The sequence below is a fragment of the Marinifilum sp. D714 genome (assembly GCF_030851345.1).
Taxonomy (GTDB): Bacteria; Bacteroidota; Bacteroidia; order Bacteroidales; family Marinifilaceae; genus Marinifilum.
In genome coordinates this window covers 254,130-275,814 of record NZ_JALPNU010000003.1, presented here as the reverse complement: position 1 = coordinate 275,814, position 21,685 = coordinate 254,130, and the positions used below count along the sequence as shown (strand labels likewise).

Below are 21,685 nucleotides of genomic sequence, written 5' to 3'. Positions count from 1 at the left end.
TATCATGAACACACCTGCTACATACAAACTGAAAAATGCTGTACGAATAGTAACTGCGACCTCTTTATTTGATGGTCATGATGCTTCTATTAACATCATGCGCAGAATTATTCAGGCCTCAGGTGCAGAGGTTATACACCTTGGGCACAATCGCTCTGCAGAAGAGATTGTTGACTGTGCCATTCAGGAAGATGCTCAAGCAATTGCAATCAGTTCTTATCAGGGAGGACATATTGAGTTTTTCAAGTATATGTATGATTTATTGCAGGAGAAAAATGCAGGACATATTCAGATATTTGGTGGAGGTGGTGGTGTAATTTTGCCTGAAGAGATTAAGGAGCTGGAAGCCTATGGTATTGCAGGTCTATATTCTCCGGATGATGGTCGCAATCTTGGGCTTCAAGGCATGATAAATGAAGTGCTTCAGAAAGCAGATTATGCGTTGAATCGTATTGATTTGCCTGGTATCGAAAAGATTGATTTTTCTGATGTTAATACATTGGCAAGATTAATAAGTTTAGCTGAACATGATGAAATTCAAGGGTCTGATTTGTATTTAAAGCTAAAGAACAATGCAAAAATAAATCATACTCCAGTTGTTGGAATTACAGGAACAGGTGGTGCAGGAAAATCATCTTTAACCGATGAGTTAATTAGAAGGTTTCAGATTGATTATCCCAATTTGAAACTGGCAATTCTATCTGTAGATCCATCACGAAAGAAAAGCGGCGGAGCTTTATTGGGAGATAGAATCAGAATGAATGCCATTCATAACTCCAATATCTACTTAAGATCTTTAGCAACAAGAAGAGCAAATTTAGCTTTATCGAAGCATGTGGATGATGCTTTGATGATTATGAAAGCGGCTGGTTTTGATTGTATTTTTCTAGAAAGTTCAGGCATTGGACAATCGGATACCGAAATTGTAGATTACAGCGATGTGAAGTTGTATGTGATGACCCCTGAATTTGGGGCAGCAACTCAATTGGAAAAGATTGATATGCTTGATTTTGCAGATTTGGTCGCTATCAATAAATTCGATAAGCAAGGAGCGCAGGATGCATTGAGAGATGTAAAAAAGCAATATCAACGGAATCACATGCTCTTTAATCAGGATCCTGAAGAAATGCCTGTGTTCGGAACGGTTGCATCGCAATTTAATGATCATGGAGTTAACGATTTGTACCATGCTTTAATCAATTTTCTTGGGAAACAAGGAGTGAAGCAGTTTGAGATTAATGGAAAGCCATTATTAGAGGCAAGTAAGAAGATTGAGATCGTTCCTCCTTCCAGAGTTCGTTACTTGTCTGATATTTCAGAGACCGTTCGAAAATACAACAGAAAAGTTGAAGATCAGGCTGAAATAGCTGATCAGTTATATGCATTAAGAAAATCATCTGATTTGGTAGATGATGAAATTGCCCAAAGGTCAATTGAGAAGGAGTTTACCAAACTTTCAACAGATTTTAAGCATCAGGATATTGTTGAGGGTTGGAAGGAAAAAGTAAAAAGATACAAGGAAGATATTTTTATATACAAAGTAAGAGGCAAGGAAATTTGTGTGGATACACACACTGAAACCTTATCTCACAACAGAATACCAAAGATAGTTTTGCCCGATTATAAAAGCTGGGGCGATATTGTAAAGTGGAGTTTAAAAGAAAATGTTCCTGGAGAATTTCCGTATGCAGCAGGTGTATTTCCTTTTAAGCGAGAAGGAGAAGATCCAACCAGAATGTTTGCTGGAGAAGGCGCTCCGGAACGCACCAATAAGCGATTCCATTATCTGGCAAAAGGACAACCTGCAGTTCGCTTATCAACGGCATTCGATTCAGTAACCTTATATGGAGCAGATCCGGATATTAGACCAGATATTTATGGGAAAGTGGGCAACTCAGGAGTTTCTATTGCTTCTTTGGATGATGCAAAAAAACTCTATTCCGGCTTCGACCTGGTAGATCCTAAAACTTCGGTGTCTATGACCATTAATGGTCCGGCTCCAATGTTAGTCGGATATTTTATGAATGTTGCCATTGATCAGCAATGCGAGAAATGCATTCGTGAAAATGGATTGGAAGATGAGGTTGAGGCTAAAATTCAAGAAATCTATAAGTCAAAAGAGAGAGTAAAATATATTGGAGATCTGCCGGAAGGCAATAATGGATTGGGATTGATGTTACTTGGGGTAACAGGAGACCAGGTGCTTCCGAAGGAGGTTTACGAGAAGATAAAAACGGAAACAATTTGCAGAGTTCGTGGTACCGTGCAGGCTGATATGTTAAAAGAAGATCAGGCTCAGAATACTTGCATATTCTCCATTGATTTTGCTTTGAAGATGATGGGTGATATTCAAGAGTATTTCATACAGAATCAGGTTAGGAATTTTTATTCGGTTTCGATTTCGGGATATCACATTGCCGAAGCAGGAGCCAATCCAATTAGTCAGTTGGCATTTACATTGGCAAATGGATTTACCTTGGTTGAGTATTACATTTCAAGAGGAATGAATGTAGATGATTTTGCACCCAAATTGTCGTTCTTCTTCTCCAACGGAATGGATCCGGAATATACTGTAATTGGTCGTGTGGCTCGAATTATTTGGGCCAAAGCCTTGAAGTATCTGTACAAGGCCAATGAGCGTTCTCAAAAGCTGAAATATCATATTCAAACTTCAGGAAGATCTTTGCATGCGCAGGAAATTGAGTTTAACGATATTCGTACAACTTTACAGGCATTAACTGGCATTTACGACAATTGCAACTCGCTACACACCAACGCTTACGATGAGGCAATAACGACTCCAACTGAAGAATCGGTTCGTAGGGCAATGGCCATTCAATTGATCATTAACAATGAATTGGGATTGGCGAAGAATCAAAATCCATTGCAGGGAGCATTTATTATCGATGAGTTAACAGAATTGGTGGAAGAGGCAATAATGATGGAATTTGATCGACTTACTGAGCGTGGTGGTGTTTTAGGAGCCATGGAAACCATGTATCAACGTAGTAAAATTCAATCGGAATCCTTGCATTATGAGAGTTTGAAACATAATGGAAAGTTACCAATTATTGGTGTGAATACCTTCTTAAGCTCTGAAGGTTCACCAACTGTTCAGCCGAAAGAGGTGATACGTTCAGATGAATCAGAGAAAGAAAATCAGGTAAAATTCAAGGAGTTGGTTCAGGAGAATCATAAAGAGCAAGCAGAATTGGCTTTGAGTAAGTTAAAAGAGACTGCTTTAAAGAATGAGAACATTTTTGCTGAATTAATGGAGGTTTGTAAATATTGTACACTCGGACAGATTACCAATGCCTTGTACGAAGTAGGCGGTCAATATAGACGTAACATGTAAATTATATAGGTAGAGATGCAAGGTCTTGCGTCTCTGCTGTAAATCTATAATACATTGAAAACAATAAAATCAAAAATAAACACCAAATCCGAAGACTTTATTAAGAATAAAGAGTCTTATAATCTCTTGATGTCTGAGTATCGAGATCGCTTAAACTCTGTGATGAATGGAGTAGATGAAAAAGCTCGGGAAAGACATTTGAAGAGAGGGAAATTATTGGTTCGTGACAGAATTGAGCTACTACTGGATAAGAATACTCCTTTTCTAGAGTTGTCTGCAATGGCTGCTTGCGATCAATATGACAATCAGTTTCCTTCGGCGGGAATTGTTACCGGAATTGGAATAGTTCATGCACGTGAATGTGTGATTGTAGCCAATGATGCCACGGTAAAAGGAGGAACCTACATTAAGGAAACCATTAAAAAGCACATTCGAGCTCAAGAAGTAGCCATGGAAAATCATTTACCATGTATCTATATGGTTGATTCAGGCGGTGTATTTCTTCCAGAGCAGTCGAAGGTGTTTCCTGATAAATATGACTTTGGTCGATTCTTTTTCAATCAATCTAAAATGTCAGCTAAAGGCATTCCACAAATATCCATTGTAATGGGATCGTGTACTGCGGGAGGAGCTTATGTCCCTGCAATGAGCGACGAAACCATTATTGTGAAGGGACAAGGAACTATTTTTATTGGAGGACCACCATTGGTAAAAGCTGCAACCGGTGAGGAAGTAAGTGCAGAGGAATTAGGTGGTGCTGAAATTCATACCTCTATTTCTGGTGTTGCTGATCATTTGGCAGAAAATGATCGACATGCCATTCAGATTTGTAGGGATATTTTCGAATCGATGCCCAAGGTGCAGAAATATCCTTTGGAAAGGGAAGACTTTAAGGAACCACAATATCCAGTCGAAGATTTGTATGGATTGGCTCCCTTAGATTTAAAAAAGCCAATAGATGCCAGAGAGTTAATCGCGCGTATTGTTGACAATAGCTCTTTTCAAGAATTTAAGGAACGTTATGCTCCTACTATTGTAACAGGATTTGCAAAAATTATGGGCTATCCCGTTGGAATTGTAGCTAATAATGGAATCATTTTTTCGGAAACTTCATTAAAAGCAGCACATTTTATCGAGTTGTGCAGCTTTCGTAAGATTCCTTTGGTATTTCTGCAGAATATTACAGGCTTTATGGTTGGTAAGGAGTATGAACACAAAGGAATAGCACGTGATGGAGCCAAAATGGTTCATGCCGTTGCCAATGCTCAGGTTCCCAAGTTCACTGTGATTGTTGGAGGATCGTTTGGTGCAGGAAATTATGCCATGGCTGGTCGTGCGTACGAACCTCGCTTGCTGTTCATGTGGCCCAATGCGAAAATATCAGTAATGGGAGGCGAACAAGCCGCTGGTGTGCTGGTTCAGGTGAAAGAACAGCAACTGAAGAAACAAGGAAAAGAGTTTGATACGGAAGAAAGAATCAAACTGCGAGAAAAAATTCTAAAGAAATATGAGGAAGAAGGATCAGCATATTTCAGTACTTCAAGACTGTGGGATGACGGAATTATCAATCCGGTTGATACTCGAAAGGTGCTTGCTATGGGAATTGCAGCATCCTTGAATAAAGATTTTGGAGAACCAGATTTTGGAGTGTTTAGAATGTAATGAATAGCCCTGATATTTATGCCAGGGATCAAAATGAATCAGATGAAACAATATCAAACCATAGAATTTAGCATCGATAATAAAATCGGAACGATTAGTTTGAATCGACCAGATATTCACAATGCATTCAACGAAAGTATGATTGCAGAGATTATCGATTGCTTTGAAGAAATAGAAAAATTGGATTACAATACGATACGAGTAGTAATTCTACAAGGAAAAGGCAAATCATTTTGCGCGGGTGCCGACTTGAATTGGATGAAAGGAGTGGCAAATTATTCCTACGAGGAAAACTACCTGGAAAGTTACAAGTTGTCAATGTGTTTCAACGCCGTGTATTCGTGCAAGTTTCCGACCATTGCAATGGTTCATGGAGCTGCCATTGGCGGAGCAAATGGTTTATTGGCAGCCTGTGATTTTGTATTGGCTCACAAAAACACGGTATTTTCCTTAAGCGAGGTGAAAATTGGAATTGTACCAGCTTGTATTTCTCCTTACGTGATAAAACGTGTAGGTGAATACAAATCAAAAGAGCTGATGCTAACGGGGATGCGATTTTATGGAAAAGAAGCTCAAGCAGCAGGCTTGGCCAATTGGTCATTTGGAGAAAAAAAATTAAAAGCAAAGTTGGAAGATCTTATTTCCAAGCTAAAAACAAGCGGTCCTGTTGCTGTTTCAACATGCAAACAATTGATATATGATGTGGAAAACCAATGGACACATGAAGAAGCCATGGAGAATACTGCCAAAATGATTGCTGATTTGCGTCAATCGGAAGAAGGACAAGAAGGAATGAGTTCATTTTTAGAGAAACGCAAACCAAATTGGACATTAGAGAATTAATATCTGTAGAGGCGCACGGCCGTGCGCCTCTACCACATGTATAAAATATGTATTACAAACGAATATTAATAGCAAACCGTGGCGAAATTGCCTTAAGGGTGATAAAAACAGCTAAGAACCTGGGAATACACACTGTAGTACTTTATTCTGAACAGGATAGAGATGCTGAACATGTATTGCAAGCAGATGAGGCTTTTCCTTTAAAAGGTGTTGGTTTGCAGGAAACTTATTTGAACGCACGGCAAATTGTTGATGTGGCTCACAAAGCAAAAGCTGATGCCATTCATCCCGGTTATGGATTCCTGGCTGAGAATGCAGAGTTTTCAAAGCTTTGTGCAGATTCAGGAATTGATTTTGTTGGTCCTGATGCAAAAGCCATTGAGCTCATGGGGAACAAGGTAAATGCGAGAGAGTTTGCCAAAACCATTGGAGTGCCTGTTTTGGAAGGTGTTGTTGGTGATCAGCAAAGCTTATTGGAGGCAAGCAAGAATTTGAAATTTCCGCTATTGATTAAGGCTGCAGCTGGAGGTGGTGGCAAAGGAATGCGTATTGTTCATGAGCCTAAGGACATGGAAGCAGCCTTGGAATCAACATCCCGTGAAGCAGCAAGTTATTTTGGCGATGGAGCTGTATTGATTGAAAGGTACATCGAGAATCCAAGACATATAGAGGTCCAGGTGCTGGCAGATAAACATGGGAATGTAATTCATTTATTTGAAAGGGAATGTTCCATTCAAAGACGATTCCAAAAAGTGATAGAGGAAGCACCTTCGCCAACACTAACACCCGAGCTAAGACAGAAGATGGGTGAAACAGCCGTATTGTTGACTCAAAAAATGAATTATAGCAACGCAGGTACGGTAGAATTTCTGGTAGATGAGGAGTTAAACTTCTATTTTCTCGAAATGAATACCCGAATTCAGGTGGAACACCCGGTTACGGAAATGATTACTGGTATTGATTTGGTGGAACAACAATTATTGGTAGCATCCGGAAGAAACTTGCCGTTTAAGCAAGAAGAGGTGCAACTGAAAGGACATGCCATTGAGGCAAGGATTTATGCTGAAGATCCAGAGAAAGATTTCATTCCTTCGCCTGGAGAGATCAGTTTTTACAAAGTACCAAAATTGTTCGAAGGCAGGCTACGATTAGATTCGGCCATAACGGGTCCTTGTGTTGTTCATCCCGATTTTGACCCGATGATTGCCAAATTGGTGGTTTGGGATGAAAATCGCGACTTGGCCATTGAGCGCTTGCATTTGGCATTGCATGATTATCAAATACATGGTATCAAAAATAATATCATGTACCTACATACACTTGTAAATACTGAATCATTTAAGCAAAACAAGATTTCAACTCATTTTTGTCAGCATCATGCTGATGAGTTGAATCAAATCATGTTAAAGGAAAAAGAAGATGTGCCTTCCTTCCTGTTTCATATCAGCTTTGTTTTGTTCGAATTGTGTCCGAAAAAGTCTGATTCTGTATGGGACCATATTGGTTATTGGCGTATGAATGGAACAAGGCTTCGTGTATTGGATGGTGAAACCTTAGATGTTGAAATTCAGGAAAAAAATCCTTACAGAATAAAGATAGGTGAGAGCAACTATCGTTTGGAGAATCTTCAGATTGAAGAGAATTACATGACATTTGAATATGAAAGTGCTCGATATCGATTTTATCGATCGAAAAATTTAGAAGGCAAGAGTTTTGTAAGTTGCAGGGGAATTGTGCGTCAATTGGAGCGTTGGTCTGAGGTTCAAGCCAAACCTGGTGAATCATCGAATGATAATTCGGGAGCCACGGATGGAAGGATTCTATCGCCAATGCCAGGAAAAATTGTGAAAGTGAAAGCAAAAGCGGGACAATCAGTTGCAAAGGGAGAGGTATTGGTTATTGTGGAAGCCATGAAGATGGAGAACAACATATTGGCACCTTTCGAAGGAAAAATAGAAAAGGTGTTTGTTGAGGAGGGTGAGCAGGTAATGAATGAGACAGAACTGATTCGTTTATCAGCGAACTAGAGTTTTGTTTAGGAAGATTTTGAGATGATCTATAAGTAAACAAAGTCAATCTTTAAGGGAACAAAGTTCATCTAGAAGTAAACAGAGTCAATCTTTAAGGGAACGAAGTTCATTTAGAAGTAAACAGAGTCAATCTTCAAGGGAACGAAGTTCATTTAGAAGTAAACAGAGTCAATCTTCAAGGGAACGAAGTTCATCCAGAAGAAAACAGAGTTCATCTTTAAGGGCTCAGAGATCATCCTGAAAATCATTAAAATAGGCTCGAAGAATATTGATTTGATTAGGATAGATTTGAATACTGAAAAAGAAGAATTAGAGGTTTGCAGAAATCTTTTGAATAGATAAAAAATAGAATATTAAATATTAAAACATACCAAAATGAAAACCAAAATCAGAATTGCAAATGCCGGAGGCTTCTGGGGAGATGATTTGGGAGTATTACGCAGACAACTGGAAGGTGGCGAGGTAGATTATATCTCATCCGATTTTTTAGCTGAAGTTACCATGAGTATTCTTCGAAAACAGCAGCTAAAGAATGAAGCCTTGGGATATGTTACTGATTTTGTCGATCAGATTGTAGATGTGGCTGATTTGATGAAATCGAAAGGTGTTCGCATGATTACCAATGCCGGCGGTATTAATCCAATTGGATGTGCAAGAAAGATTTTATCGGAGCTTGAAAAAAAAGGTGTTTCCTTAAAAATTGCGGTGGTTGATGGTGACAATATCGTTGATCGCATAGATGAATTTTATCCGGCGAAAGCCAACTTTAAAAATATGGATTCCGGTGATGATTTCGAATCGATTATCCAGAACATTCAAAGTGCAAATGTGTATTTGGGTGTACCTCCTTTGCTTAAAGCTTTAGAAAGTGGAGCCGATTTGATTTTAGCAGGCCGGGTTACCGATACTTCGGTTACCATGGCGCCAATGATTTATGAATTGGGTTGGGAGCTGAACGATTGGGATAAACTGGCTGCAGGTTTGGTGGCTGGTCATATTATTGAGTGTGGAGCTCAGTCGACAGGAGGTAATTTTACCGATTGGGAAAAAGTGGAACGTTGGGATAATATGGGTTACCCAATCGTTGAAATGAAACAAAATGGTGATTTTACTGTCTACAAACATGAGAATACTGGTGGATTAATAAGTGTAGACACCATTCGGGAGCAATTGGTATATGAAATGGGCAATCCCGATCAATATATCAGTCCTGATGTAGTAGCCGACTTTACCCATCTGAAGCTGGAGAAATTGGAAAGCAACAAAGTATTGGTAAGTGGAGCCAAAGGTTATCCGTCTACACCTTACTTGAAAGTTTCAATGGCTTATGAGGATGGATATAAAGCTACAAGTTCCATTGTGATTAGTGGAGGTAGGGTATTGAATAAGGCTCAGGAGTTTGAAAAGATTTTTTGGGATCGATTGGATACCGATTTCTTAAAGAAAAATACCGAGTTTGTAGGATACAATGCCTGTCATCAACATCTGGCAGATCATATTGATCCCAATGAGATCTTACTTCGATTATCGGTTTACGATACGGATGTAGCTAAAATCAGGGATTTCTCAATGAGTATTGCTCCTTTAATTTTGAGTGGGCCTCCAGGAGTGGCAGTAACGGGCGGACGAGCCAGAATGCAACAGGTAATTACCTATTGGCCAACATTGATTCCTAAAGGATGTATTACATCAACCGTGCATGTGCTAAACGAACAGGGTGAGGTGACTGAATCTAATGACATTGGTTCGGTTTTGGGCTACGAAGAAGAGTTGACTTTTAAGGAAGCTAGTGAGCATACCGATTATATTAATCCAGTCTGGGAGGAAGATCGATTGATAACGGTTCCTTTGCGCGACATTTGTTTAGGTCGCTCTGGCGATAAGGGTGATACTGTAAATATTGGTGTTTTAGCTCGTTCGGAAGAGATCTATCAATACTTGAAACATGATTTGACTGCAGAAAAGCTTTCCGAAATGTTTTTTGGAATGGTGAAAGGAAAAATACATCGATACGAAATAGATAATTTATTGGCATTAAATTTTCTATTGGAAGAATCGCTGGATGGAGGAGGAACGAAATCCTTAATGATTGATGCACAGGGGAAAACATTTGCAACAGCACTTTTGAATCAAGAAATCAAGATTCCAGAAAAATTGCTTTCGTCAATGATGAAGGTTGAATCACAAAAATAATTTGTGAAAGTGCCTAATTATATTGGGATAATTAAGAATTGTTATTAACTTAAATAGTGTAAAATATAACTAATGAAGACGACAAATATAAACAGCTGTGAGTCTTTACTTGGTTTTTATTAATTAGTACATAGAAAATGAATTTTGAATTAAACGAGGAACATAATATCATAAGAAAAGCTGTTCGCGACTTTGCGGAGCGCGAAATTAAGCCATTGGCAAAAGAGCTTGATGAGAAGGAGGAGTTTTCTTTAGAATTAACAAAGAAAATGGGAGAGATGGGATTGTTTGGAATGTTTCTTCCTGAAAAATATGGTGGGCAAGATTCAGATTATCTTTCTTATATTATTGCTGTTGAAGAAATAGCAAGAGTTGATGGATCTCATGCGGCAACATTGGCTGCTCATAATTCTTTAGGAATTGGACCATTGTATATGTTTGGAACCGAGGATCAGAAAATGAAGTATTTGCCATCGCTTTGTAGTGGAGAAGAGTTATGGGCATTTGGACTTACAGAACCTGATGCAGGATCTGACTCCCGTGGATCAAAAACCTTTGCTAAGGACAATGGCGTGAATTGGGAAATTAATGGTTCCAAGATATTTATTACCAATGGATCTACTTCGATGTGCTCGGGAGTAACGGTTCAGGCTGTTACGGCTATTAATGGAGATGAGAAGGAGTTTTCAACTTTTATAGTAGAAAAGGATACACCGGGATGGTTGTCAAGAGCTATGCACGGAAAACTAATGTGGAGAGCTTCGGATACTGCTGAAATGTTTTTTGATACTTGTTGTATCCCCAAGGAGAATATGCTTGGCGAGCGTGGTATGGGATCAAAAATCATGTTGAATACATTGGATTCAGGGAGATTATCTATTGCCGCAATGGGATTGGGATTGGCTCAAGGTGCATTCGAAATGGCTTTGCAATATTCGAAAGAGAGAAAGCAGTTTGGAAAACCAATTGCAAAATTTCAATCCATTTCATTTAAGCTAGCCGATATGGCTACTAAAATTGAATTGGCAAGGAATCTATTATACAAAGCATGTTGGTTAAAGGACAATGGAAAACCTTTTGCCAAAGAGGCTGCAATGTCGAAATTGTATTGTTCCGAAATCGCCAAGGAAGTAGCTGATGAGGCGGTTCAAATTCATGGAGGATATGGATTGATGAAAGAATATCCGGTAGAACGTTTTTACAGAGATCAAAGATTGTTGCAAATCGGAGAAGGAACTTCTGAAATTCAACGATTGGTGATTTCAAGATACATAATGGATGAATAGAAAGAATTAATGAATACAAGCTGCAAATTCCTAACCATTTGTAGCTTGTTTAACCCAAAATACCAACAATATGAGTAGAGAACTAATTCTGGCATTGAATCCTAGAATGCAATTTACCCGAATTGCTGTATATAGGATGAATACAACTGTTTTTCTTAAGAAGATAAATCATAAACCTGAAGATTTTAATGGTTTCGATCGCTATGTTGATCAAGCTGCCATGCGTGCAAAAATTATTCTGGATGAGCTAAGGAGCAATGATATTGCAGTTGAAGACATTGCAGTTGTAATAGGCCGAGGAGGTTTGCTTAAGCCTGTTAAATCTGGAGTTTACAAAGTAAATGATTCCATGGTAAAAGATTTGGCAAACTGTGAATTTGGCGACGATGTTGTAAATCTTGGTGGTCTTTTAGCCAATACAATTGCATCTGAATTAAGCAATGCTGACGCATTTATTGCTGATCCTGTTGTTGTTGACGAGCTAGAAGACATTGCTCGAATTACGGGGCGTCCGGAATTCAAAAAGAAATCTATCTTTCATGCATTGAATCAAAAAATTGCAGCACGAAAATATGCCAAGAGTGTTTACAAGGAATATGAAGAAATGAATGTAATTGTAGCACACCTGGGAGGAGGGATTAGTATTGGAGCTCACCGAAAGGGAAAAGTAATAGATGCTAACCAGGCTTATGATGGGGATGGACCATTCTCACCAATCCGTAGTGGAAGTTTGCCAATGGGCGATGTGATTAGGGAATGTTTCTCAGGAAAATTCACACAGGAGGAAATATTAAATAAGCAAACTGGCCAGGGTGGATTGTTTGCTCATTTTAATACTTACAGTGGTTATGATGTCTGCAAAATGAGAGATGCTGGTGATGTAAAAGCAACTGAAGTTTTAGCAGCAATGGCTTATCAAGTTTCAAAATCAATTGCATCAATGTATGCAGTATTTGAGGATGAAACGGTGGATGCGATAATTATTACAGGAGGTATGGCGAAGGATGAGAAGTTTGTAAAAGCCATAAGGGCTCGTGTTAATAAAATTGCACCTGTATCTATCCAGCCAGGAGCAGAGGTTCTTGGAGCACTTTCCTATTATGGCAAAATGATACTGCGAAAAGAAACAGAAATACTTGAATATTAAAAGAAAAAGCCGACAAATGTCGGCTTTTTCTATAGAAATAAATTCCTTCAATTTCTACAAGATTATTTAACTGCAATGAATGTTGTAATCCATGACGATAAAAATCGATTCACACAAGATAAATATCGATTTTAATAGCCTATTTCTCGTACTTTTAATGTAGTAAAACTCTTTATTCTGGGGTATAAATCTCGCTGAGCAATTATTGATAAGCTTTTTACATTGATATATATTTAATTACTATAAGAGTAGGGCTCTTATTCACTCTATTGTAAACTATCAAATATTAACCTTATATCTAGGAATTATGAAAAAAACTCGTTTATTTTTTCAACTTGTTGGCATTGGAATTTTTACAATTTCATTATTAATTGTCAGCTGTACAAAAGAAGGACCAATGGGACCAGCTGGTGCAGATGGTACAGACGGAATTGACGGGGAAGATGGAAATTCTACCTGTATGGCCTGTCATAATACAACAACCAAAGCAAATATTGAAGCACAATTCTCTTTGTCCGTTCATAATGCAGGTTTGAATGCAGTAGATTATGCTGGAGGTAGAGCTTCTTGTGCCGCATGTCACTCTCATCAAGGATTTGTGCAATTTGCAACTACAGGAGAGGTGACAGGTAATATTTCAAACCCAACAGCATGGGAATGTGCCACTTGTCATGGATTACATGAAACAATGGAAGCAGGAGATTATGCTTTAAGACTTAAAGATCCTGTTAATCCTATTTTTGATCCTTCTATTACTATGGATTTAAATGGAAATTCTAATTTGTGTGCAAATTGTCACCAATCAAGAAGAGCAGAACCTGCAATGACTAATCCAGGCGAAGATACATTTAGAATTACAAGTACACACTGGGGGCCTCACCATGGAGCTCAAGCTAACTCTGTATATGGTGTTGGTTTTGCAGAGATTGAAGGATCTGTTGACTACCCTGAGGCTGGATCGTCATTCCATTTACAACAAGCTTCATGTACAGGATGTCACATGGCTGAATTTGATAATGACAGAGATGAGGGAGGTCATACATGGAATGTATCTCTAGTAGCATGTAATACTTGTCATGAGGCGAATGAAGAAGATTTCAACTATGGTGGAGTTAGATCTGACATAGCTGCAAAATTAGATGTTTTACGTGATGAACTTCTAAGATTAGGTGTTCTTGAATGGGTTGAAGAAGATGAAGCCTATGAACCAGTACCTGGTACTTATCCAACAGTTCAAGCACGTGCTTTCTTTAATTGGGTTGGCTTATCTGAAGATAGAAGTTTTGGAGCACATAATCCAAAATATATTCGTGCATTGCTTATTAACACAATTGAAGCAGTTGAGGCCGAACCAACTCCTGGAGTTTAATCTAAATTTGATCAATATAAAAAGAGGGTGTCCTAATTAGGACACCCTCTTAATTTTTATTCTATCACTTGAACTTAGGCTTTTATTTCCTCAACCTTAAATTTCAATTTTTCAATTGCTTTCTTTAAGTTTTCTTTGTTTGTTTTATCAGCTTTATAAGAAATTGTAACTTTTTGAGCTTTAAAGTCAACGTCTAATTTCTTAACGCCTTTTTCAAAAGGAATATTTTTTTCAATCTTACCTGCACAGCCCATGCAATCCATTTCCACTTTAAAAACAACCGTTTCAACTTTTTTATCGTTTTTATTTGCAGCATAAGATAGAGTAGATGTAATTACAATGCTTAATACTAAAAGAGTGCTTTTGAAAATTTTAGATAAATTCTTCATTTGTTTAATTTTTATTGGTTTAGATATATTAGTGTTTGTTTATTCAATTGTTAATCGTAATCCTACATAGAACTTTCTTTCCTGGATTGGTCCCCATATCATCGAAGCGTCAAAATACTCTCCAAAAGGATCTGTAGCTCCAATAATTGGATTCTTCTGCGTATAGTTGCTAATGTTTTCAGCTCCCACATATATTTCCCAAATTTTAAATCTCTTTGTGACTTGAGCATTCATTAATGCATAAACAGGAGATTTATCGCGTCTTTGGTATTGTTCTGGATTGGCCTTTGTTGAAGGAATTCTCATATCACCGTTAAACTGTGTTGTGAAATCGAATTGCCATTTGTTAAAGTTTGTGGCATAAGATGTTGTAATCAAACCCTTAAATCGATTTACATATGGTACTTTTTGGAATTGGTTATTAATGTCAGCTTTTACATCCGAAAAACGAATTGCCGTTGTTATATCAAACCTGTCGATAGGAGCAAACTTTAACTCAACTTGGTAGTTGTTTGCCCATGATTTGCCATCAAGGTTGTAGAATCTTACTTTATCAACGCTATTGTCTAAATCTGTAATGATCTGATTGTCGAACACGGTTCTATAGAAATCAGCCGAAAGGGTAAATCCTCTATCAAACAAATCAAAATATTGAGTTAAGTTTAAGCCAAAGTTCCAAGCTTTTTCCTGTTTTAATTCTTCAGCAATTTCCAAAGATCTGCTTGAGGCTAATAAAAAGCTATTTTCAGCAATTGGATTTGAAGTTCTTCTACCACTACCCACAGCCAAACGTGCTGTAGTTTTAGGTGCAAATTGATATCTAAAATGCAAACGAGGAGTTACAAAAGCACCATAGATATTGTGATCATCGTAACGTAATCCGGTTTGTAATGTAATATTATCATTGGGTAACCATGTGTATTCCATGTATGCACCAACAACCTTCTCAGTTCTGTCTGTCCCCAAGTTATCTATGCTCAAATAATCTTTAAAATCATCGTAAACATAGGATAAACCAGCAGTATATTTATGCTTCAAATTGCCGATATAGGATTGAAACAGCAGGTTTGCATAGAAGTACTTTTGTTCTGCATCGTAATTTCTTAAGCCATAAAATGAGTTTTGCTCATGCGATGCAAAGTTTGTGATTAAAGCAACACTTTTGTCATCATCATTTGGCATGATATAACCAAACTTAGCAAATGCTTCGTACCTTCTGGTATCAATATTAATGCGGTATGCATTGTTTAAATCGTTGGGTTGGTCCTTTTTAAATCCTTTTTGACCACCAATTCTTTGTTCATCAATAAACTTAGCACCGAACTGTACTTTAAAAAATTCACTAGCGTCCCAGTTCCAACGATTAATGAAATTGTACTGGGTTACCATAGGATCATCTAGAAAATGGTCATGATTGTGATCAATTTCTCTATCATTATCTTGTCCGTGAGCTAAAATAGCAGTACTAAGCTTAGGTGATAATTTTGCAGAAGCTATCATATTTACCTCTGCCATCCCCATACTATTTGCAAAAGTGTTTAAATAAAATTTTGGTGCAGTTTGAGGTCTCTGGTAATTGATATTAATCTGACCAGTAATTGATTCGTAACCATTGATTACTGAGCCCACACCTTTCGAAACCTGAATAGACTCCATCCATGGTCCAGGAACATATACCATACCATAAACAGAAGCTAATCCTTTAAAATTTGGATTCTTTTCAGTCATCATTTCGATATATTTTCCGGTTAAACCAAGAAGTTTAATCGATTTTGCACCTGTTGCGGCATCTGCATATGATACATCAACCGAAGCATTGGTTTCGAAACTTTCAGAAAGATTGCAACAGGCGGCTTTACAAAGTTCGGCTCCTGTTATACTTTGAGATTGAATAGGATTATCTCTATCCAAAATGGTTCCTAGCTTTCTTTCCGAAACGATAACTTCGTTCAGTTCAATGTTTGGGACTAGTTCAATTAACAATTCTTGATTTATGTAGTCATCGATATTGATTTCTTTGGTTTTATAGCCAACGAATTGAACGACTAATGTTTTTGAACCATCTATAACATCAATAGTGAAGTTACCATCCATATTGGCAGCAGTACCAATACTTGTATTTTTCCAAAATACTGATGCTCCCGATAAAGGAACTTGTTCTCCAGAATTTTGCTTTTCTACAATTTTACCCTTTACAACAGTACCTTTTGCCATTGATAAAAAGGGTACAATTAAGAGGATTAGTGTTATTATTTTAATCTTCATGATAAAAATAAATTAATACAATACAGCTTCAAATTGTATATAGTACAACTTGAGTTATCTTATTAGTTTAGAATTTATTGCACGCGAATATTACACAATGATAGTTTTGTACATCATTATGCATTTATATTTTGGTAATTATGGAATCAACACAGGAAAGTGCATAACTTACACCTGTCGACCTGAATATAGTCATCAGGATAATCATCAAGGTGACCACATTTGGTTGTGTTGGTAATTGAATCGGAAATTGTGCATAAGGGATTTGTGAAAAGAAGCAAAGTCTTAAGAGCTATGGGAGCTTTACTTGTTTCAACTAATGTAGTATTAGGATCTGTTTTTAGATAAACCAGATTGTAATCACAACAAAGAACCGAGCCACATTCTGAAGTTTTGGTATGATGTTTTTTATTATGATCGTGATCGCTACAACAGCAATTGCAGTCTACGTGGTCAATACAATCAGCATCTACTGTAAAATGAATTTTGGAATGCTCGCAAGAAAAACAACTATGCTTAATAAAGTGCACGCCGCAAAATCCTGTTAGGTAAAATCCTAAAAGAACCAATATGATTGTATTTCGAAGCATTTTTTTCATTTTCTGGATGTAAAAATAGATACTTTTTTTTAATCCTTTACGATATTAAGACAGGCAAAGATTGAAAATGGGTGAAAAGGAAGTGAGATTTTTTGTTAAAATACTGTTAATGGATTAATACAGAGTAAAAAAAACAGACACAAAAAAAATGTGTCTGTTTGAATATATATGTTTTAGTTGTTAATGCCAACCCGTTATCATGCTTTTAAAATTGCTTATTATAGAATTGCCAATCGTACAAACATAAATGTGAATGAATAAAAACAATGACAAAACAAATCCTATCACAACATGTAATAATGCAGTCACCAATAATCCGCTAACTCCAAAGATTTGAGGAATAATGATTTCGGGGAAGAGCATTGCCATACCACTTGCTATGATTATTGGAAAACCAATATACATAGCTGTTGAGTAAATAAACCGCTGTAATGGATTGAATTTATTTTCTAATGAGATTGGAAAAGGAGGATCTTGTTTTTTAAACATTCCAAACAAATAGAACACGGATTGATCGTATAATCTTTTGAACAAACCTTTAGTTTTCATTTTGTATTGCTTTCCATTTGAAGTAAATAAATTTCCAAAAACAAATAGGAGATAGTTAATACTAAGAGCAATACCACAAATGTTATGTAGCTGAACTGATGATTCAAATGATATAAGTAGTGGATTTTCAGGATTGGAGTACTGCATACTTATCCCGGTTAGTAGTAATACAATAAAAATTGTTGCATTTAACCAATGCCAAATTCTAATCCATAAAGGATACAAGTAAAGTTTTTCGTTTGCCATAGTTATTTGCTTTTAAAAATTCGAAAAATAGTGTGAGTGAAAATTCCGATTAATACTAATCCAAATATAACTACACTTAAAATATTAAGATATTTATTTCGGTTTGCTCCAATTACATAAGATTCATTTATAATTACAGCATTTAAAAAACCACTTCCTTTTCTTGACTCCAGACTTTTATAGCGATACAAACTTGCCATGAGATGTGAGTTTTCAGAGTGACATGAGGTACACTCTCTTATTGCACTATCCTTTGACATTACAACATGACTAACCAAAAGACTGTCTGAAAGTTGTGTGTGGCACTCAATACATCTCACTTTTTTAAAGTGAAGTTCTTGATTTGGAAGCCATTTATGAGATTTAAGAATGTTGATATTTTCTCTCTCCGTTAATAATTCAAATTTGTTCACATCTGCGTGACAGGATAGACAAATATTGTTGTCATATTTTACTGTCTCGCTAATTTTATCTCCTATGCGAGCCTGAGTTTTGTATGTATGGGGATTGTGGCAGCTCCAGCAAGTAAATGCATCTGGCGCACGATTGTAATGCATGCTTTCGTAGAATGCTTCTTCTATTTTTTCGAAATGAAACTTTGCATATTCCGGATCACCAGCATGGCAATCATTACAAGCATACATTAGTTCCATTCTCAAATTGCCTGCATGTGGGAATGTTTCGTATTCCGGCGAGTGACAATCTGTACATTTAAACATGCCATGATTCGATTGTTGGTAGGCTAGGGTATCAATCATTCGGTTCGAACACATGGATTCCTTAATTTCCATACCAAAATCCTCATTCATGTATTTGTATGTGCGATGTGCATGACATTTAAGACATGAATGGTTTTTATTGGTTTCTTGTTGAGCGTTTCCGCTGTAGAAAAGCAATAAAAATATAAATCCCAATATTAATTTTGATAATTTCATAAAGATTAGGCTTATGGGTTTTGCTGATAGGTTGATATGACTAAAAAAGGGTATTATTCATTTCTAATACCCTTTTAAAATTGAAATGTTTATATTACTTTTTGAATGTTCTTAGGTAATTTATCACTGCCCATTGATCTTTTTTACTAGGAATTTTCTTTTCGTAATTAGGCATTTCGTCCCTACCAATTATCGATTTGTAAAATAATTCTCCATCGCCATGAGCTTGGAATTCTGCTGAACTAAAATCACCAGGGAAAGTTTTCAGTCTTGCAGCTTTTGGGCCATCTCCTAAACCTTTATTTCCATGGCATGAACGACAATGCTTCATATAAACCATTTTACCTTTATTTACACTAGCCTTGTCATTTGCCAATGGATTTTCCATTTTCTTATATTCTGCTGGAATTTCCCAAGGGGTTGCCTTTTTTTGTTGAATTGTAAAAGAAAAGCCCACCAATGCAATGGCAACTAGGATAAAAATCTTAAATGTTTTCATAATTAAATGTTTTAATGAGGGATGCTAGAATCTAACCAGTATATTAAAACCTACTAGAAAATCCCCATCTCCTATTTTATTTTTGTTGTATAGTATATTCCTTTGCGGAGTAATTCCCTCATAGTTCGACATAAATACTTGGAATACATGAGTACTTGTACCAATTTCTATACCAAAAGATAGATTTGCTTCCGGATCGTTCTCATCCGAAGCAAATTCTCTCATATCATCAATGTTTAAAGGTTGATCGTATTCAAAAAATAGCGACATCGAAGGACTTACCTTTGCTCTACCTGCTAAAGAAAGTGCCACCTTATCGTGTTCAACCAAAGTATCTGTTTTATTAAAATGAGTAAAACTTGGTCCAAATTGTAAGGAGAAGTTATCATTAAATTTGTGCGCTACTAATAGTTGAGAAAAGTACGATAATCTATCAGAGAATTTATAGTCATTTCCAAAAACCGATTTGTCTTGAGAGTTGATTGCTAAATTTCCATATACCGCAACAGAAACGGGAATGGAATTTGATTCGGTTTGAGTTAGAACACGATATTTACCATGGAACTCCTGTAATTTAAATTCTTTGGTGTAACCATATCCAATCATAAATTTCTCAGTAATACCATAATTTAACCCCATTCTGATATTCGAAGTGGCATAAATTCCGAAAACATCTTCTAATCCGTTTTCAATAAGACCAAATCGGTGTTGGATATGTAATTCGAATTCACCAGCAAATGGGGTGGCTACAGTTTGAGTTTCTGCAAGTAAACCAGATTCAAATGTTCCGCTTACAGGTTCATTTGCAAATTCATCGGTTTGCGCATTTACATTTAGTGAACTTCCTAAAATCAGTAAAATAACAAACAGTCCAGTTATAGATTCGAATATGCTAATGTTTTTAGCTTTTTTGTTAATATATTCTGTACGCATAGTCTGTAGTTTTTAGTCGTTGTTAGCACCTCTGGTTATCCATTCAAGAATCAGCTGTTTTTCATTCGCTGATGCTCTTGTACTATGAGATCCTTCAAGTAGTTTAGTATATATTTCACTATTTGAAGGGGTTTCGGTATTAAGATAACCACCATTTACAAGAGAATTATAAGCATTAGATGCTCTCAAATCTGGATCTACACCTCCATCATGACATTGAGTACAATTCGATGTAAAAATTGGAACAATGTCATTGCTAAAGGAAACTTCCTGATCTGGTGGAATAACAACTTCGTCAAACTCAACAGTGTCGTACTCACAAGAGACAAAGCAGAGCAGTGTCGCTAAAATTGTTATAAGATGTACAATTTTGCTCTTTTGCATAGTATTAAAGATTTTAGATTATGAACTGTTTTCGGTTAATAAGGGCTTTTCACTCTCTCCTAAAGGTAGAAATTTGCAATGTGCACAGCTATTCTGGGGTGGCGAGATATCTTTCGAGAGAAAAAGGAATTTATCTAATACAAATCGACATTTATCAACAAATAACTAGGCTTATAACTGTTATTTTTCTATCTTTAGAACAGATCATATCAACTAGAATTGTTTAATTAGATGTTTGATTTAGAAAAATGAACTATGTACCCCTTAACCCTCTTATCCTAAATTATGGCAAAATTTACGAAAACTGACAATTGTAAGAATTGTGTTGATTGTAACAAAAAAATCCCCCTATTTCAGCTTCTTACTAAAGCTGAACTTACCGAGCTTAATACAAGTCGATATGAAGTGAAGTTTAAAGCTGGAGAAACCATTTTTAAGCAAGGAACTTCTGCAACTCATTTGTTAATTCTAACATCGGGATTGGCAAAGTTTTATGTGGAAGGTGTTCAGGAAAAACAGTTGATTATTAGGATTATAAAGCCTTGGGAAATTGTTGGACAAGCATCATTGTACTTTGACAATAGACATCATTACTCTATTGCTGCCTTGGATGACTGTACAGCCTGTTTTATTGAAATAGAATCATTTAAGAAAATGATTCGTCAAAATCCTAATTTTGCTGAAGACTTTATAACTCAATGTACGCGGAAAGGTGTTTTTTCCTATGAGAAAATGGTTAGTTTATCTCAAAAACAAATGCATGGTAGAATCGCAGATGGGATTTTATATCTTTCCAAAAGAATATATGAAAGCAATCAGTTTTCATTGCATTTATCCCGACAGGATATTGCTGATTTAACAGGAATGTCGAAAGATAGTGCGATTCGAATACTAAAGGAGTTTCACAACGAAGGAATCATAGAATTGGATGGAAAAAATCTTAATGTATTAAATGCTGAACAGCTGGAACGAATAAGTGAAACAGGATGATAAAACGAGAG

Annotated in this window: 16 protein-coding genes; 9 read left to right on the top strand and 7 right to left on the bottom strand. The window is 36.7% G+C overall.

Annotation, left to right across the window (positions count from 1 at the left end; genetic code table 11):
* Positions 1–4 precede the first annotated feature (4 nt).
* The 8 genes from M0051_RS04740 to M0051_RS04705 all read left to right on the top strand — a co-directional run bounded on the left by M0051_RS04740 (position 5) and on the right by M0051_RS04705 (position 13,885).
* The gene (locus tag M0051_RS04740; protein ID WP_306740400.1) at positions 5–3,355 is read left to right on the top strand and encodes a methylmalonyl-CoA mutase family protein; all 3,351 of its coding nucleotides are present in this window, start codon (positions 5–7) and stop codon (positions 3,353–3,355) included.
* Between the two features lie 129 nt (positions 3,356–3,484).
* The gene (locus M0051_RS04735; RefSeq protein ID WP_306740399.1) at positions 3,485–5,017 is read left to right on the top strand and encodes a carboxyl transferase domain-containing protein; all 1,533 of its coding nucleotides are present in this window, start codon (positions 3,485–3,487) and stop codon (positions 5,015–5,017) included.
* A gap of 42 nt (positions 5,018–5,059) precedes the next feature.
* A complete protein-coding gene (locus tag M0051_RS04730) occupies positions 5,060–5,860 on the top strand; it encodes an enoyl-CoA hydratase-related protein (protein ID WP_306740398.1) in 801 nt (266 codons plus the stop codon).
* 47 nt (positions 5,861–5,907) lie between these two features.
* Positions 5,908–7,887 (top strand): biotin carboxylase N-terminal domain-containing protein, encoded by a 1,980-nt coding sequence (locus tag M0051_RS04725; protein ID WP_306740397.1) that lies wholly within the window; start codon positions 5,908–5,910, stop codon positions 7,885–7,887.
* A 378-nt stretch (positions 7,888–8,265) separates the two neighbouring features.
* Positions 8,266–10,083: an acyclic terpene utilization AtuA family protein gene (locus tag M0051_RS04720; RefSeq protein WP_306740396.1), complete on the top strand. Its 1,818-nt coding sequence runs from the start codon at positions 8,266–8,268 to the stop codon at positions 10,081–10,083.
* Positions 10,084–10,220: 137 nt separating this feature from the next.
* Entirely contained in the window at positions 10,221–11,369 is a 1,149-nt protein-coding gene (locus M0051_RS04715) for an acyl-CoA dehydrogenase family protein (protein WP_306740395.1), read from the top strand.
* 70 nt (positions 11,370–11,439) lie between these two features.
* Complete coding sequence (gene buk / locus M0051_RS04710) at positions 11,440–12,516, top strand: butyrate kinase (protein WP_306740394.1); 1,077 nt, start codon at positions 11,440–11,442, stop codon at positions 12,514–12,516.
* Positions 12,517–12,823: 307 nt separating this feature from the next.
* Positions 12,824–13,885 (top strand): hypothetical protein, encoded by a 1,062-nt coding sequence (locus tag M0051_RS04705; protein WP_306740393.1) that lies wholly within the window; start codon positions 12,824–12,826, stop codon positions 13,883–13,885.
* 74 nt (positions 13,886–13,959) lie between these two features.
* Here M0051_RS04705 and M0051_RS04700 read toward each other — a convergent pair whose 3' ends face one another.
* From M0051_RS04700 to M0051_RS04670, 7 genes are all read right to left on the bottom strand, one after another.
* On the bottom strand, positions 13,960–14,274 hold the full coding sequence (locus tag M0051_RS04700; protein ID WP_306740392.1) for a heavy-metal-associated domain-containing protein: 315 nt from the start codon (positions 14,272–14,274) through the stop codon (positions 13,960–13,962).
* Positions 14,275–14,313: 39 nt separating this feature from the next.
* Positions 14,314–16,539 (bottom strand): TonB-dependent receptor, encoded by a 2,226-nt coding sequence (locus M0051_RS04695; protein WP_306740391.1) that lies wholly within the window; start codon positions 16,537–16,539, stop codon positions 14,314–14,316.
* A gap of 779 nt (positions 16,540–17,318) precedes the next feature.
* The gene (locus M0051_RS04690; protein WP_306740390.1) at positions 17,319–17,933 is read right to left on the bottom strand and encodes a cytochrome b/b6 domain-containing protein; all 615 of its coding nucleotides are present in this window, start codon (positions 17,931–17,933) and stop codon (positions 17,319–17,321) included.
* Positions 17,934–17,935: 2 nt separating this feature from the next.
* Complete coding sequence (locus tag M0051_RS04685; RefSeq protein WP_306740389.1) at positions 17,936–18,868, bottom strand: cytochrome c3 family protein; 933 nt, start codon at positions 18,866–18,868, stop codon at positions 17,936–17,938.
* A gap of 94 nt (positions 18,869–18,962) precedes the next feature.
* On the bottom strand, positions 18,963–19,367 hold the full coding sequence (locus M0051_RS04680; RefSeq protein WP_306740388.1) for a c-type cytochrome: 405 nt from the start codon (positions 19,365–19,367) through the stop codon (positions 18,963–18,965).
* A gap of 24 nt (positions 19,368–19,391) precedes the next feature.
* The gene (locus M0051_RS04675) at positions 19,392–20,300 is read right to left on the bottom strand and encodes a DUF5777 family beta-barrel protein (RefSeq protein WP_306740387.1); all 909 of its coding nucleotides are present in this window, start codon (positions 20,298–20,300) and stop codon (positions 19,392–19,394) included.
* 12 nt (positions 20,301–20,312) lie between these two features.
* Complete coding sequence (locus M0051_RS04670) at positions 20,313–20,684, bottom strand: hypothetical protein (protein ID WP_306740386.1); 372 nt, start codon at positions 20,682–20,684, stop codon at positions 20,313–20,315.
* 285 nt (positions 20,685–20,969) lie between these two features.
* Here M0051_RS04670 and M0051_RS04665 point away from each other — a divergent pair, with 285 nt between their 5' ends.
* On the top strand, positions 20,970–21,674 hold the full coding sequence (locus M0051_RS04665; RefSeq protein ID WP_306740385.1) for a Crp/Fnr family transcriptional regulator: 705 nt from the start codon (positions 20,970–20,972) through the stop codon (positions 21,672–21,674).
* Positions 21,675–21,685: the final 11 nt, after the last annotated feature.